The organism is Bradyrhizobium sp. UFLA05-125 (genome assembly GCF_059803515.1).
In genome coordinates this window covers 111,361-127,201 of the sequence record NZ_JBANBJ010000008.1, presented here as the reverse complement: position 1 = coordinate 127,201, position 15,841 = coordinate 111,361, and the positions used below count along the sequence as shown (strand labels likewise).

Annotated in this window: 14 protein-coding genes; 12 read left to right on the top strand and 2 right to left on the bottom strand. The window is 63.5% G+C overall.

The window, feature by feature from the left end:
- The first annotated feature begins 310 nt into the window (after positions 1-310).
- A complete protein-coding gene (locus SO156_RS11290; RefSeq protein WP_498534839.1) occupies positions 311-1,849 on the top strand; it encodes a L,D-transpeptidase in 1,539 nt (512 codons plus the stop codon).
- Positions 1,850-2,126: 277 nt separating this feature from the next.
- On the opposite strand, the gene SO156_RS11285 is transcribed toward SO156_RS11290, so the two are convergent.
- A complete protein-coding gene (locus SO156_RS11285; protein WP_458149636.1) occupies positions 2,127-3,263 on the bottom strand; it encodes an alpha-hydroxy acid oxidase in 1,137 nt (378 codons plus the stop codon).
- A 90-nt stretch (positions 3,264-3,353) separates the two neighbouring features.
- Between SO156_RS11285 and SO156_RS11280 the strand changes: the two genes are divergently transcribed.
- From SO156_RS11280 to SO156_RS11230, 11 genes are all read left to right on the top strand, one after another.
- Positions 3,354-3,521: a hypothetical protein gene (locus SO156_RS11280; protein WP_458149635.1), complete on the top strand. Its 168-nt coding sequence runs from the start codon at positions 3,354-3,356 to the stop codon at positions 3,519-3,521.
- 228 nt (positions 3,522-3,749) lie between these two features.
- On the top strand, positions 3,750-5,093 hold the full coding sequence (gene glmM / locus SO156_RS11275) for a phosphoglucosamine mutase (protein WP_458149634.1): 1,344 nt from the start codon (positions 3,750-3,752) through the stop codon (positions 5,091-5,093).
- Between the two features lie 231 nt (positions 5,094-5,324).
- The gene (locus SO156_RS11270) at positions 5,325-6,578 is read left to right on the top strand and encodes an MFS transporter (RefSeq protein WP_458149633.1); all 1,254 of its coding nucleotides are present in this window, start codon (positions 5,325-5,327) and stop codon (positions 6,576-6,578) included.
- Positions 6,579-6,804: 226 nt separating this feature from the next.
- Positions 6,805-7,677, top strand: coding sequence for an outer membrane protein (locus SO156_RS11265; RefSeq protein ID WP_458149632.1), 873 nt, complete (start codon positions 6,805-6,807; stop codon positions 7,675-7,677).
- A 170-nt stretch (positions 7,678-7,847) separates the two neighbouring features.
- Positions 7,848-8,672 (top strand): outer membrane protein, encoded by an 825-nt coding sequence (locus SO156_RS11260; RefSeq protein WP_458149631.1) that lies wholly within the window; start codon positions 7,848-7,850, stop codon positions 8,670-8,672.
- Between the two features lie 73 nt (positions 8,673-8,745).
- A complete protein-coding gene (locus tag SO156_RS11255) occupies positions 8,746-9,336 on the top strand; it encodes a glutathione S-transferase family protein (protein WP_498534838.1) in 591 nt (196 codons plus the stop codon).
- Positions 9,337-9,350: 14 nt separating this feature from the next.
- Positions 9,351-9,818, top strand: coding sequence for a GNAT family N-acetyltransferase (locus tag SO156_RS11250; RefSeq protein ID WP_498534837.1), 468 nt, complete (start codon positions 9,351-9,353; stop codon positions 9,816-9,818).
- A gap of 90 nt (positions 9,819-9,908) precedes the next feature.
- Complete coding sequence (locus SO156_RS11245) at positions 9,909-10,175, top strand: hypothetical protein (protein WP_498534836.1); 267 nt, start codon at positions 9,909-9,911, stop codon at positions 10,173-10,175.
- A 79-nt stretch (positions 10,176-10,254) separates the two neighbouring features.
- A complete protein-coding gene (locus SO156_RS11240) occupies positions 10,255-11,427 on the top strand; it encodes a phosphoserine transaminase (protein ID WP_498534835.1) in 1,173 nt (390 codons plus the stop codon).
- A 169-nt stretch (positions 11,428-11,596) separates the two neighbouring features.
- The gene (serA, locus tag SO156_RS11235; RefSeq protein WP_458149626.1) at positions 11,597-13,186 is read left to right on the top strand and encodes a phosphoglycerate dehydrogenase; all 1,590 of its coding nucleotides are present in this window, start codon (positions 11,597-11,599) and stop codon (positions 13,184-13,186) included.
- 261 nt (positions 13,187-13,447) lie between these two features.
- On the top strand, positions 13,448-14,617 hold the full coding sequence (locus tag SO156_RS11230; protein ID WP_449377905.1) for a thiolase family protein: 1,170 nt from the start codon (positions 13,448-13,450) through the stop codon (positions 14,615-14,617).
- Positions 14,618-14,745: 128 nt separating this feature from the next.
- Here SO156_RS11230 and SO156_RS11225 read toward each other — a convergent pair whose 3' ends face one another.
- Complete coding sequence (locus SO156_RS11225) at positions 14,746-15,813, bottom strand: AraC family transcriptional regulator (protein WP_498534834.1); 1,068 nt, start codon at positions 15,811-15,813, stop codon at positions 14,746-14,748.
- Positions 15,814-15,841 lie beyond the last annotated feature (28 nt).

Genomic DNA, 15,841 nt, shown 5'->3' with positions numbered 1-15,841 from the left:
TCCGGGCGGCACGGCTCGTCGTCCCGGTTTGGGCCTCAAGGAGCCGTCAAAGCATTGGACCGATCCACGCCCGGTCAACCCAGGCTGCGGGCGAGCCAGCAGCCTTGCGCGCTGTTGGGCTCCCGGCCCATTTTTTGCCCGAAAGCTGCCCTTCCTCCCGCGCGGGCCGTCGTATATCAGAAATTTGCCATCGAACCCGCCGATAATCCTCGGGAGCCAATTGCGATGGCGACAGTTATTTAATCCAAAGATCACAATCTGGCCTTAAGTCGACGCTGAGCGCAGACGACTATTTCAACCGAGGTACGGCATGGCAAATCGATCGACGACGGCGCAATCCACTCTGGCGATGCGGCGTTGGCGGCCTGCCGGCCTTGTAACGATCGCGGCGATGGCCGTGCTGGTGGCGCTGACCACCGACGCGGCCGCGAAGCAGGTGCGCCCCGTAGCCGAAGCGGTCGCCCCGCGCGCGGCGGGCGAGCCGATCATGGCGATCGTGTCGATCAAGAGCCAGCAGGTCACCTTCTACGACGCCGACGGCTGGATCCTGCGCGCGCCGGTGTCGACCGGCACCACAGGACGCGAGACGCCGGCCGGCGTCTTCGCCGTCATCGAGAAGGACAAGGACCACCACTCGACCATGTACGACGATGCCTGGATGCCGAACATGCAGCGCATCACCTGGAACGGCATCGCGCTGCATGGCGGTCCGCTGCCCGGCTATGCGGCCTCGCACGGCTGCGTGCGGATGCCCTACGGCTTTGCGGAGAATCTGTTCGACAAGACGAACATCGGGATGCGGGTGATCATCTCGCCGAACGACGCCGCACCGGTCGACTTCTCTCATCCGGCGCTGTTCGTGCCCAAGAAGGAGGCCATTGCTGCGGCCCCGGGGCGGGCCGATGCGCTTTCTCGCGAGGCAGAAGAGGCTACCCGCGCAGCCGATGAGACGAAGCAAGCCGCCGCGACGACGGCGCGCGAGGCCGCAGCGCTCCCCGCGGCGCTGCGCAAGCTGGAACAGCAGAAGAAAAGCGCTGATGCCGAGCTCGCTTACGCGGACAAGATGCTCGCCGCCGCAAAGACCGATCAGGTCAAGGCCCGGGCCGAGGAGCTGAAGCAAAAAGCCGCCACCAAGGCCGCCGACGCGGCGACCCAACTCGACGCCGCAAAGGCCAGCGCGCAGCCCAAGCGCGATGCCGCCGCCGCCGCCAAAGACGCCGCCAAGGCCGCAGCGACCAAAAAGGCCGACGCCGTCAAGGCGGCAACCGAGGCGAGGCTCGCGCTCGAGCCGGTCTCGGTCTACGTCAGCCGCGCGACACAGAAGCTTTACGTGCGGCGCAATACGCATAAGCCTGCGCCGGACGGCGGCGGCGAGGTGTTCGATACGAGCATCGAGGTTCCCGTCACGATCCGCAATCCCGACAGGCCGTTCGGCACCCATATTTTCACGGCGATGGCGAAGAGCGACTCAGGCCTGCGCTGGAGCGTGGTCACGATCGACAGCGGCGATGACGCCAAGGACGCGCTCGACCGCATCACCATCCCGCAGGATGTGCTCGACCGCATCGCGCCAACCGCGATGCCGCGATCCTCGATCATCATCTCGGACGAGCCGCTGAGCAGCGAGACCAACTATCGCACCGAGTTCGTCGCGGTGCTGAACAACCAGCCCCAAGGCGGGTTTATTACGCGCAAGCCGACGGCCCCCATGGCCGTTGCGAGCGACGACGGTTGGGACAACAACGGCTTCGGTTTCTTCTTCCAGCCGCGTGACCCGAACCCGCAACCCGTCAATCCGCGCCGGCGCGGCGGCAACCAGTACTGGCAGCCGCAACAAGGCTGGTGGTAAGTCGCGGTACGTCGCGCGCGATCCCAGAGCGCGATAGGTTTGGTTGAATCGATTGGTACGGGCCTGCTCAACCTCTCCCGCCTGCGGGAGAGGCATAGGCCGCCTTCGGCGGCCGTCCTCCCTAAGGAACGCCGAGGCTAGGCCTCGGCCATGGCGTAGCGCCGGGTGAGGCTCTCTCCGCTTGGGGATTGTTCACTGAGGAGACACCCTCTCCCCAGCCCTCCCCCGCAGGCGGGGGAGGGAGCGCACCTTCATCAAAGCCTGATTTCGTCGCGCTCTAGACCGCGATGATGTGATCGTCGATCTCGTCCACCCTGTTGACGCCGCACAGACCCATGGTCGTCAGCAGCTCCTTCTGGATGATGTCGATCGCCTTGGCGACGCCGGCCTGGCCGCCGGCGCCCAGCCCATACGCATAAGCGCGGCCGATCATGCAGGATTTTGCGCCGAGCGCGAGCGCACGCATCACGTCCTGGCCGGAGCGGATGCCGCCGTCGAACATGATCTCCATCTTGTCGCCGACCGCATCCGCGATCTCGGGCAGTACCTCGATCGAGGACGGCGCGCCGTCGAGCTGCCGGCCGCCATGGTTGGAGACGACGAGGGCTTGCGCGCCGGTTTTTGCGGCCTCCTCGGCATCCTCGACGTCGAGGATGCCCTTGATGATGAGCTTGCCCGGCCAGATGCTGCGGACCCACTCAACGTCCTTCCAGTTCAGCGACGTATCAAACTGCGAGGCGGTCCATTCTGCCAGGCGATTGAGATCCTCGGTGTTCTTCACGTGGCCGGCGATGTTGCCGAAGGTGCGGCGCTTGCCGCGCAGCACGCCGGAAACCCAGCTCGGCTTGGTCGCGAAATCGATGAGTTTCGATAGCGACCACTCGGGCGGTACCGTCATGCCGTTCTTGACGTCGGCATGGCGCTGCCCGATCACCTGGAGATCGACCGTGAGCACCAGCGCGCTGCACTTGGCGGCAATCGCGCGCTGGATCAGGTCCTTGATGAAACCGCGGTCCTTCATCACGTAGAGCTGGAACCAGAACGGCTTCTCGACATTGGCTGCGATGTCCTCGATCGAGCAGATCGACATCGTCGACTGCGTGAACGGGATGCCTGCGGCTTGCGCCGCGCGGCAGGCGTGGATCTCGCCGTCGCCATGCTGCATGCCGAGCAGCCCGACCGGCGCGAGAACCAGCGGCATGGTCGATGGCTCGCCGAGGATCGTGGTCGAGGTGTCGCGCTTGGAGACGTCGACCAGGATGCGCTGACGAAACTTGATCTGCTGGAGATCGTCGCGATTGGCGCGCAGCGTTTCCTCGGCATAGGAGCCGCGGTCGCAATAGTCGAAGAACGCTTTCGGCACGCGCTGCTTGTGCAGCGCACGTAAATCTTCGATGCAGGTGATATGCTTCATGACGTTCCCCGGCCCGTCCTTGCGTCAACGGGTTTAGGGGTCATCTAGCATGGATGGGTGCACAGCCAAATCGTTTGCGAGGAGGGCGCCATGACCAGACCGCAACCCGCGCCGAAATCCACGGATGCCGACGAGAAGCATCGCCTCGACCAGGCGCTCGAAGAAGGGCTGGAGGAGACCTTTCCGGCCTCCGATCCCGTCAACGTCACTCAGCCTGCGCCGACTCGCGGCGATCGGCATGTCAAGCGCTCTGAATAGTCGCCGCAAGGGTTCCATTGGGTCGCGGACGTTTGGCGAGAGTTTCAATATTAACAAAGGGTTACCGGACCGTTTGGTGTGCCGGGTTCCGTAATGATTCATCATATTTCTTGAAGCCAACTTAGCTGCAATGGCATTATAAGACGCCGGCGCAATCAGGGATGCGGTGCCTTCGATGGCATCCGGTGGTTGTATTGGGGATTCCCGGTTGCCGCGTGGGGGAGTCTTATGAGCCGCAAATATTTCGGGACCGACGGGATTCGAGGCCGTGCCAACGGACTGATCACGCCGGAGCTCGCGCTCAAGGTTGGCCAGGCCGCCGGCCTTGCGTTTCAGCGCGGTGAGCATCGCCATCGGGTCGTGATCGGCAAGGACACGCGCCTGTCCGGCTACATGATCGAATATGCGATGGTCGCGGGCTTCACGTCCGTCGGCATGGACGTGCTGCTGGTCGGCCCGATGCCGACGCCGGCGGTCGCAATGCTGACCAAGTCGATGCGCGCCGATCTCGGTGTCATGATCTCGGCCTCGCACAATCTGTTCGAGGACAATGGCATCAAGCTGTTCGGCCCGCAGGGCTTCAAGTTGTCCGACGACGTCGAGAGGCAGATCGAGCAGTTGCTCGACGAGTCCCTCGATAAGAAGCTCGCACAAAGTGCGAGCTTGGGCCGAGCCCGCCGCATCGACGGCGTGCATGACCGCTACATCGAATTCGCCAAGCGCACCCTGCCGCGCGATCTGTCGCTCGACGGGCTGCGCGTCGTGGTCGATTGCGCCAATGGCGCCGCCTACAAGGTGGTGCCGGAAGCGCTGTGGGAGTTGGGCGCCGACGTCGTGCCGATCGGCGTCGAGCCCGACGGCTTCAACATCAACAAGGAATGCGGCTCGACCTCGCCGGAGGCGCTGTCGAAGAAGGTGCGCGAGATGCGCGCCGACATCGGCATCGCGCTCGACGGTGATGCCGATCGCGTCATCCTGGTCGACGAGCGCGGCCACATCGTCGATGGTGACCAGCTGCTCGCGGTGATCGCTCAGAGCTGGAAGGAAGACGGACGGCTGTCGCGGCCCGGCATCGTCGCGACCGTGATGTCCAATCTCGGGCTCGAGCGTTTCCTGAAAGGGCAGGGGCTCGATCTGGTGCGCACGCCTGTCGGCGACCGCTACGTGCTCGAGCAGATGCTGAGCGGCGGCTACAATCTCGGCGGCGAGCAGTCCGGCCACATCATCCTGTCCGACTACGCCACCACCGGCGACGGCTTCGTTGCCGCATTGCAGGTGCTGGCGGTGGTGCAGAAGCTGCGCCGTCCGGTCTCCGAAGTCTGTCATCGCTTCGATCCGCTGCCGCAGATCCTGAAGAACGTTCGCTACAAGAGCGGCAAGCCGCTCGACGACAGCGACGTGAAGTTGGCGATCTCCGACGGTGAGAAGCGGCTCAACGGCCACGGCCGGCTCCTGATCCGCTCCTCCGGCACCGAGCCCGTGATCCGCGTGATGGGCGAGGGCGAGGACCGCATCCTGGTCGAGGAGGTCGTCGATACAATCGTGTCCGCGCTCGGACAGGCTGCAGCTTGAGGCACATCGTTACGTGAAGCATCGTAGCTTGGATGGAGCGCAGCGAAATCCGGGGACCGTGCCAATTGGGCTCCCGGATTTCGCTTCGCTACATCCGGGCTACGAACTTGGGGAAAGTTGGACGGGGCGCGACGCGCATCCCAGCCATGGGCGATTAGCGCTGGTCCGGCCGCTGCTTGCATCGTAACTAGCAAGTGCGGCTGTTCGTCGCGCCTGCCTGGAATCAATCCCTTGAACAAGCCTGTCGTCGTACCCGAGGAAACGCTGACCGAGCCCGTCGTCGTGGCCGACATGGCGGCCGTGTCGCGCAAGCTGGGCGCAGGGCCGGCCTATATCGTGCTCGCCGGCATCAGCTTCTCGCACTTCCTCAACGACACCATGCAGTCGTTGATCGCGTCGGTCTATCCGATCCTGAAGGATACCTACGCGCTGGATTTCGCGCAGATCGGCATGATCACGCTGGCCTTCCAGTTCACGGCCTCGCTGCTCCAGCCGGTGGTCGGGCACTACACGGATAAGAAGGCGCAGCCTTACTCGCTGTCGATCGGTATGGCCTCGACCTTCTTCGGCCTGCTGCTGCTCAGCGCCGCGCATCAGTATCTGATCATCCTGGGTGCCGCCGCGCTGGTTGGGCTCGGCTCGGCGGTGTTTCACCCGGAATCGGCACGCATCGCGCGGCTTGCCTCTGGCGGCCGCTACGGCTTTGCGCAGTCGGTGTTCCAGCTCGGCGGCAGTTTCGGCACGTCGATGGGCCCGGTGCTGGCGGCGCTGATCGTGGTGCCGTTCGGGCAGGGCAGCATCGCCTGGTTCTCCTCGATCGCGTTTCTCGCGATTGTCATCCTCTGGCGCATCGGCCGCTGGTACGCGCCGCAGATCACGACGAAGAAGGAGCAGCCGATCCATGCTCATCCCGACGGACCGAGCTCGCGGCGCGTCGCGGTCGCGCTTCTGGTGCTGGTGGCGCTGCTGTTCTCCAAGCAGCTCTATGTCTCGAGCCTGTCGAGCTATTACATCTTTTATTTGATCGACCGCTTCGGCGTGTCGACGCAGGCAGCGCAAATCTATCTCTTCATCTTCCTCGCAGCGAATGCGGTCGGCGCGTTCCTCGGCGGTCCGCTCGGAGATCGCTTCGGCCGCAAGATCGTGATCTGGATCTCGATCGTCGGCGCGCTGCCGTTCACCCTGGCGCTGCCCTATGCCGGACTCCACGCGAGTGCTGTACTCACGGTGTTCATCGGGCTGATCATCTCCTCGACGACGTCCTCGATCATCGTGTTCGCGCAGGAGCTGGTGCCGCATCGTTTCGGGATGATCTCGGGCGTGTTCTTTGGCGTGGCCTTCGGCATCGGTGGCCTCGGCGCGGCCGTGCTCGGCAAGCTTGCCGACCACACCTCGATCGAGTTCGTCTATCAGATCTGCGCCTATCTGCCGGCGATCGGTCTGCTGGCGGTGTTCCTGCCAAAACTGCCGCAGCACGCGCGTTAACGCATTCTGTTTGGCTGCGCCGCACCTTCATACATCGTTAGCAATTGAACCGTGCAGGCGGCGCGCTTTTGCAACGCTCTCGCTGCGTGCGCGTGTGCGGTGGGGAAAAATCAACCTTAAAAATTAGGGTTAAGCGGCGCTTAAGCATTTAGTGCCATCGTCCGCCCGTGAGTTTTCAGAACGTGGGGCTTCCGTATTTTGCCTCACCGGCCAAAAGGACGAAGCAATGCGTAGCGTTAAGTCTCTCCTTGCCGCGGGTGCGGCAACTTTGATCTCGTCGATGGCGTTCGCCGCCGACATGCCGATCGCCGCGCCGCCCATGTACGCGCCGCCGGCTCCGCCCGCCGATTTCGGAGGCTGGTATCTGCGCGGCGATATCGGCATGACCAATCAGAGCATGAAGAGCCTGCACAGCGCGAGCATCGATGCTGTCAATACCAATTTCCCCGGCTCGCTGCAGAACCAGGGGTTTGGCTTCGATAGTTCGCCCCTGTACAGGCTCGGCGTAGGCTACCAGTTCAACAACTGGTTCCGCGCGGATCTCACCGGTGAATATCGCGGCAAGGCCAACCTTCACGGTTCGCAGAACGTCACGGCGACTTCTTCCTACGCGATCGCCAATAACCAGTTCTTTGCCGACAACTACTCGGGAAGCAAATCCGAATGGGTCGTTATGGCCAACGCCTATTTCGATCTCGGTACTTGGTGGTGCGTGACGCCTTATGTGGGCGCCGGCATTGGCGGCGCGTACAATCGCCTCAGCGGCTTTCGCGACGATGGCTTGGCCTCGACCGGCGGCTTTCAGAGCAGCAGCGTCGTCTATGCAGCCGACTCCGGAAAATGGAATCTTGCCTGGGCCCTCCATGCCGGCCTTGCCTACAAGGTTACGTCAAACGTGACGCTCGACTTGGCGTATCGTTACATCAGCCTGGGCGATGCAGTCACCGGTCCGACCAACTCCTTCGACGGCGTCACCGTGGTGAACCGCAGCGCGTTCACGGTCAAGGACCTCACCTCGCACGACCTAACGCTCGGCGTGCGTTGGAATCTCGACAGCCCGCCGGTCTACGCGCCGCCGCCGCTGGTTACCAAGGGTTGATCGCAGCCCCAATCGGTTAAGACGTCTTAACGGCGCGGGATCATCCCGCGCCGTTTTGCTTTGCGCAAAATTCATGGCTTGATTGCGCCGAAATCGCGCAACGCAACCATTGGTTAAGGTTAACGGGCCATGATCATCAGCGACAAGTTCGAGTTCGATGGAGCGTTGCAATGCGTAGGCTTTTGTGGGCGGCGGCGATATGGGGCGTGGTGTCCGCCGCGCAGGCAGCCGATATGCCGGATCTCCCGATCCTGCGCGGCAGCCTGAGCGATGGCCTCAGCCGGTCGAGCGTCAACTGGCAGGGCTTCTACGTCGGCGGCCAGGGCGGCTACGGCTCGTCGGACGAGAATTTCAGCGGCTCGAACTCCACCATGCTCGCTGCACTGCTCGATCACAACGTCATTCAGGAGATGGACGTCGCCAACTGGAATCTCGGGCTCGGCAAGACCTCGAGTCGCTCCAGCGGCTACGGCGCCTTCTTCGGATACAACGGACAGTGGGAAGATGTCGTTCTGGGTCTTGAGGTCAGCTACCTTCATGGCTCGTTCGGTGGCTCGTCCAGTGCGTTCAAGGAGCTCGTCAGCGGCAGCGCGCTCTCCGACGGCAACTTCCACGACGTCGCGGTGACGTCGTCCGCCTCGATCTCGATCAAGGACATGGCGACGTTCCGCGGCCGCGCCGCCTATGCCTGGGGTTGTTTCCTGCCCTACATGTTCGGCGGCTTCGCGCTCGGCAACGCCGACATCACGCGCTCGGTCACCGTCAACGACGCGATCGCCTCGGCACAGACGGGGCCGTTCACCGCACTCACGCCACTGAGCGCGACGGACGCCGTGCACAACCACCTGATCTACGGCTACACGGGTGGCCTCGGCGTCGACGTGAACCTCACGGGCGGTCTCTTCATGCGGGCCGAGTGGGAATACATCCGCTTCACCAGCCAGGTCGACACCAGCATCAACACCGTTCGCGCCGGTCTCGGCTACAAGTTCTGAGCACTGCGCTCAACGCCGGTTGACAGGATCGCGCCGCCCTGATGCTTTTGTCGCTGCGATGGGAGCAGCGACGATGAAGATCTACGGCGATACGAACTCCGGCAATTGCCTGAAGGTGAAGTGGGTCTGTGACAGGCTCAAGCTGCCGTATCAGTGGGTCGAGATCGACACGCGCAAGGGCGAAACGCGCACGCCGCAATTCCTCGGGATGAACGGCGCCGGCCAGGTGCCGACCGTCGCGTTCGACGACGGCCGCACGCTGGCGCAGTCCAATGCGATCATCCGCTATCTGGCCCGCGACAGCGACCTCATTCCGCGCGATGCCTTTGCCGCGGCCAAGATGGACGAATGGCTGTTCTGGGAGCAGTACAGCCACGAGCCCTATATCGCGGTGTGCCGTTTCCAGATGGTCTATCTCGGCAAGGACGTCTCCGAGCTCGACCCGGAGAAGGTCAAGCGCGGCTACGCGGCGCTTGACCGTATGGAACAGCATCTCGCCACCAGCCGCTGCTTCGTCGGCGAGACCACCTCGCTCGCAGACGTCTCGCTGCTCGCCTATACCCGTCTGGCCCATGAAGGCGGTTTTGATCTCGGCCGCCACGTTGCCATCCGCCGCTGGATCGCGGAGACCGAGAGCCGTCTTGATCTTCCGCCGGCGCGCTGAGCTCGGGGCCCGTCATGACTGCCGACATCCTCTCGATCCGCCGCGCCCGCCGCGAGGACGTGACCGCGATTGTCGCGATGCTCGTCGACGATCGTCTCGTCCGCGCACGCGAGCGCCTGGAGGAGTCGCTGCCTGAGTCCTATTTCAGGGCTTTCGTTGCGGTCGACAAAAATCCCGCTCTGACGCTCGTGGTCGCGGTGGACGGCACGGGCAGGGTGGTCGGCTGCCTGCAACTCGCCATCCTGCCGGGCCTGAGCTCGCAAGGCGGTTCGCGTGGTCTCCTGGAGGACGTGCGCGTCGCCTCCGACTGCCGCAGCCGCGGCATCGGCGAGCAGCTCGTGCAATGGGCCGTCGCGGAAGCTCGCGCGAAGGGCTGTAATCTGGTCGAGTTGCTGACGCATCAGAGCCGCGTCGATGCACAACGCTTCTACAAGCGGCTCGGATTCACCGCGAGCCATGTCGGCATGACTGTCCGCTTTTGACGCACCTTCCGCGCGACCGTTGCATCATCTGCAAAATCTGCCTGCGCATCCGTTCCGGTTAAGGGCTGATAAACTACCGGGCGTTCGTTCATGTTCGTCGGGGAACGATCGATGCTAGGTTGCGTCTGGACACCGGGCTCGGTCGGTTCGGGGATTTCAATGACAAACTATTCATTGATCAAGGTCGGCAACGATTACGTTGTGCAGGCCGACGACAAATGCATTTTGAAGGTCGCCAGCCGGCGCCGAGCTGCGCAGTTGATCAGCGAGGCGACGGGCTTGCTGAATGCCGTGGAAGCTCCTGAGAAGACGGCGGAAACGGCATCACTCCACCGTGAGACGCCGAAACTTCCTTGACGATTCTGCCCGTTTCCCGTATTAGCCGCCGCGGGACACCTCCCCCCAACGGGAGGCTTACTATCTGGAAGGGTAGATTATGACTGCAGCGAAGCCCGCTTCGCGGCCCCTCGTGCCGCATTTCTCCTCCGGCCCCTGTGCCAAGCGCCCCGGCTGGACCGCCCAAAATCTCAAGGACGCAGCTCTCGGCCGTTCGCATCGCGCGAAGATCGGCAAGACCAAGCTCAAACTTGCGATCGATCTGACGCGCGAGGTGCTCGAAGTGCCCGCCGATTATCGCATCGGCATTGTTCCGGCCTCCGATACTGGCGCGGTCGAGATGGCGCTGTGGTCGCTGCTCGGTGCACGCCCCGTCACCACGCTCGCCTGGGAATCCTTTGGCGAAGGCTGGGTCAGCGACATCGTCAAGGAATTGAAGCTCAAAGACGTCACCAAGCTCAATGCAGCTTACGGTGAAATACCGGATCTTTCCAAGGTCGATCAGAACAGCGACGTCGTCTTCACCTGGAACGGCACCACCTCTGGTGTGCGCGTGCCGAACGCCGACTGGATCAGCGCGACCCGCGAAGGCCTGACCATCTGCGACGCCACCTCGGCCGCATTCGCGCAAGCTCTCGATTGGCCCAAGCTCGACGTCGTCACCTTCTCCTGGCAGAAGGCGCTCGGCGGCGAGGCCGCGCACGGCATGCTGATCCTCTCGCCCCGCGCGGTGGAACGCCTCGAGACCTACAAGCCGGCCTGGCCGTTGCCGAAGATTTTCCGCATGACCAAGGGCGGCAAGATCAACGAAGGCATTTTCGTCGGCGAGACCATCAACACGCCGTCGATGCTCTGCGTCGAGGACTATCTCGACGCGCTGAACTGGGCGAAGTCGATCGGCGGCCTGAAGGCTCTGATCGCCCGCGCCGATGCCAACACCAAGGTGCTCGCCGACTGGAAGGCGAAGACGCCGTGGATCGACTTCCTGGCGAAGGATGCGGCAATCCGCTCCAACACTTCGGTGTGCCTGAGGTTCACCGATCCGGCGATCACCTCGCTCTCGTCCGACGCGCAGGCCGAGTTCTGCAAGAAGCTCGTCGCGCTGGTCGAGAAGGAAGGCGCCGGCTTCGATTTCGCGTATTATCGCGACGCGCCCGTGGGTCTGCGCATCTGGTGCGGCGCCACGGTAGAAGCAAAGGACGTCGAGCTCCTGACCCAGTGGATCGACTGGGCCTTTGCCGAGACCAAGGCCGCGCTGCCGAAGGCGGCGTAGTTTTTTGACCCTCCCCTGGAGGGGGAGGGTCGACGCACCGTTAGGTGCGTCGGGGTGGGGTGATCTCTCCACCCGGCGCGCTACCAAAATTCGCATCGACAGTTTCACCCCACCCCGGCGCTGAAGCGCCGACCCTCCCCATCCAGGGGAGGGTGAAGGAAACGTTCAGATGACCAAACCCAAAGTTCTCATTTCCGACGCGCTCTCGCCCGCCGCCGTGCAGATCTTCAAAGACCGCGGCGTAGAGGTCGACTTCCAGCCCAACCTGGGCAAGGACAAGGACAAGCTGGCCGAGATCATCGGCAATTATGACGGCCTTGCGATCCGTTCTGCGACGAAGGCGACCGCCAAGATCATCGAGAAGGCGACCAACCTGAAGGTGATCGGCCGCGCCGGTATCGGCGTCGACAACGTCGAGATCCCGGCAGCCACGGCCAAGGGCATCATCGTGATGAACACGCCGTTCGGCAATTCCATCACGACCGCCGAGCACGCCATCACCCTGATGCTGGCGCTGGCACGCGAAATTCCGCAGGCCGATGCCTCCACGCAATCCGGCAAGTGGGAGAAGAACCGCTTCATGGGCGTCGAGATCACCGGCAAGGCGCTGGGGGTGATCGGCTGCGGCAATATCGGTTCGATCGTCTGCGACCGCGCGCTAGGCCTGCGCATGAAGGTCGTCGCCTTCGATCCCTTCCTGTCGCCGGAGCGCGCCAAGGACATTGGCGTCGAGAAGGTCGATCTCGATGACCTGCTCAAGCGCGCCGACTTCATCACCTTGCACACCCCGCTCACCGAGAAGACCAAGAACATCATCGACGCGGCCGCGATCGCCAAGATGAAGAAAGGCGTTCGTCTGATCAACTGCGCCCGCGGCGGCCTGGTCGACGAGCAGGCGGTGGTGGATGCGCTGAACGCCAAGCACATTGCCGGCGCTGCCTTCGACGTCTTCATCGAGGAGCCCGCGACCTCGAACGTGCTGTTCGGGCATCCCAACGTGATCTGCACGCCGCATCTCGGCGCCTCCACAACCGAGGCGCAGGAGAACGTCGCGCTTCAGGTCGCCGAGCAGATGTCGGACTATCTGTTGTCCGGCGCGATCTCCAACGCCATCAACTTCCCCTCGATTACCGCCGAAGAAGCGCCGAAGCTGAAGCCCTTCATCGCGCTCGCCGAGAAGCTTGGCTCCTTTGCCGGCCAGCTCACCGAGACCGGCATCTCGAAGGTCACGATCACCTATGAGGGCCATGTCGCCGAGATGAAGATCAAGGCACTGACCTCCGCCGCGCTGTCCGGCCTGCTGCGTCCGATGCTGGGCGAGGTCAACGTGGTGTCCGCGCCCGTCGTCGCCAAGGAGCGCGGCATGGTGGTGGATGAAGTGACCCGCGCCGCGCAGAGCGACTATGAAAGCCTCATCACCGTGACGGTCGCGACGGAGCGTCAGGAGCGCTCGGTCTCGGGCACCGTCTACCACGACGGCAAGCCGCGGCTGGTCGATATCAAGGGCATCCGCGTCGACGCCGAGTTCGGCAAGTCGATGATCTACGTCACCAACGAGGACAAGCCGGGCTTCATCGGCAAGTTCGCAAGCCTCCTGGGTGACGCCAAGATCAACATCGCGACCTTCCATCTCGGCCGTGTCGAGCAGGGCGGCGATGCCATCGCGCTCGTCGAGGTCGACGGCGCGGTGCCGGCCGATCTGCTCGCCAAGGTGCAGGCGCTGCCGCAGGTGAAGCAGGCGAAGGCGCTGACGTTCTGATTGGAAGTCATTCCGGGGCGCGCGAAAGCGCGAACCCCGGTGCGCAATTGCGCACCTGAGAATCTCGAGATTCCGGGTTCGATGCTGCGCATCGCCCCGGAATGACGATCTCAAGCGCGTAGATATTCCGACCCGCGGAACAACGCCGCTCTCTTGCGAGGGCGGCGTTTTTGTTTGGCCGGTTCGCCTCAGTATTTTCCCCGCGACCTCCAAACTTTGTGTACCAATTGCCCAACCAATTGGTCGAACAGGGAGAAAACAATGCGTGAAGCCGTCATCGTTTCCTACGCGCGCACGGGGCTGGCGAAGTCCGCTCGCGGCGGGTTCAACATCACGCCGCCGATGTCTCTCGCCGCCCATGCCATTCATCACGCGGTCGATCGCGCCGGCGTCGAGAAGGATTACGTCGAGGATTGCTATCTCGGCAATTGCGCGCATGGTGCGCCGAATATCGGCCGCCAGTCCGCGCTTCTCGCAGGCCTGCCGAAGACGACGGCCGGCGTCTCGGTGAACCGCTTCTGCTCCTCGGGGCTCCAGACCATCGCGATGGCCGCCAACTCGATTCGCTCCGATGGCGCCGACTGCATCGTCGCCGGCGGTGTCGAGAGCATCTCGATTCCCGGCGGCGGCTCGCCAAAGGAATCGATCGATCCCGAACTGCTGAAGGTCGCGCCCGACATCTTCATGGCGATGATCGACACCGCCGATATCGTCGCCGAGCGCTACAAGCTCAGTCGCGAATATCAGGACGAGTTCTCGCTGGAATCGCAGCGCCGCATGGCGGCCGCTCAGCAGGCGAACAAGTTCAAGGACGAGATCGTCCCAATGAAGACCAGGATGAAGGTGGTCGACAAGCAGACCAAGGCCGAGTCGATCGTCGACTACGTCGTCGATCGCGACGAGTGCAATCGCCCGGAGACCACGATGGAAGGTCTCGCCAAGCTCGAGCCGGTCAAGGGCCCCGGCAAGTTCGTCACCGCGGGCAATGCCAGCCAGCTCTCCGACGGAGCTGCGGCCGTCGTGCTGATGGAAGCCAAGGATGCGGAGAAGCGTGGGCTTCAGCCGCTGGGCCGCTTCGTTGCCTGGGCAACCGCCGGCTGCGAGCCCGACGAGATGGGCATTGGACCGGTCTTCGCCATTCCGAAGCTCTTGAAGCGCACCGGCCTGAAGATCGACGACATCGATCTCTGGGAGCTCAACGAGGCCTTCGCCAGCCAGTGCCTGTATTGCCGCGACAAGCTCGGCATCGATCCTGCCAAGTACAACGTCAACGGCGGCTCGATCGCGATCGGCCATCCCTTCGGCATGACCGGCGCGCGTCTCACCGGCCATCTCTTGCAGGAAGGTCACCGCCGCAAGGCGAAGTGGGGCGTGGTAACCATGTGCATCGGCGGCGGCCAGGGCGGCGCCGGCCTGTTCGAAATTTACTAAAGCGCGATGAGATTGGGATGAATGGTCATCGCGCTTTCGGATATTGTTGGAGCATGATCTCCGCGCAAACGCGTTCTGCGTTTGTCGCGAGGGAAAACCGCTTCACACTTTTCCGGATCATGCTCTAGCTAAGCCGACACGGCGGCACGCGACGACGAAGGTATGGCGCTCCCAAGCGCCGTGCCTTTTTCATGCGTCGCCGGCCGCACGCCCTTGCGCCAGTCGGTGATGGTGCAGCCGAAGTGGTGGCGGAACCAGCGCGCCATCGCGCTTTGCGCGGAAAAGCCGAGCTGCGCGGCAATCGCCGAAAGCGGCCGGCCGGGTTCTTCGATCAGCTGGGTGACGAGTTCGGCGCGCTGTGCGTCGAGGATCTCGGAAAACGTGGTGCCGCATTCGGCAAGGCGCCGATGGATGGTGCGGCGAGTGCAGGCCAGATGCTCGGCCACGCGGTCGACCGTGCATTCGCCGCCTGGGAGCAGCGAGCGCACGACTTCGTCGACCTTCTCGTCCCAGCTCGCAGGCCGCGTATCGAGAGCCTCGATACGCTTGCGCAGATAGCTCGCGACCAGCGGATGCGCGCTCGGGATCCGGCGCTCCATGTCGTGGGCCGATAGCAGCAACGCGTTGCTCTCGGCGCTGAATTTCACCGGGCAGCCGAAGAACTCGCGATAGCGCTTGCGGTCGTGGGGCGGCGGGTAGTGAAGGTGAACCGCCAGCGGCCGCCAGTCGCCGCCGAACAGCGACTGGATGATGCGGTGGACGCTGCCGAGCGCCATGTCGATGGACTGGCGCGGCGCACGCGGACGTCGCCCACGCAGATGCATCGTGATGGTCACGATCTTCTTGTCGCGCGTGACGTCGAGCCGCATGCCATCATGGTGGATATGGATGAAACGCGACAGCGCCTCGATCGCGTCGCCGATCGTCGCCTGTTCGCGCACAATCAGTCCGACCGGCCCAAGATTGGTCAGGCCGCCGAGCTCGGCGAGACGCAGGCCGAAATCTTCGGCGCCGGAAGCTTCTGCCGATATCTCAAGCAGGCGGCGAAGACCCGCGACGGCGATACGAACATCGGGTTTTTCAAGGCAGGCCAGCGGAAGCCTGACCTTGCGCATCATCTGCTTCGGGTCGAGCCCCACCGACCGGGCGACCTCCGGATAGTAGGCAAGGCCTGCGCTGCGAATGAGGTCGGTCATGCGAACCGTTCCTGCCAGCCATTCCCGC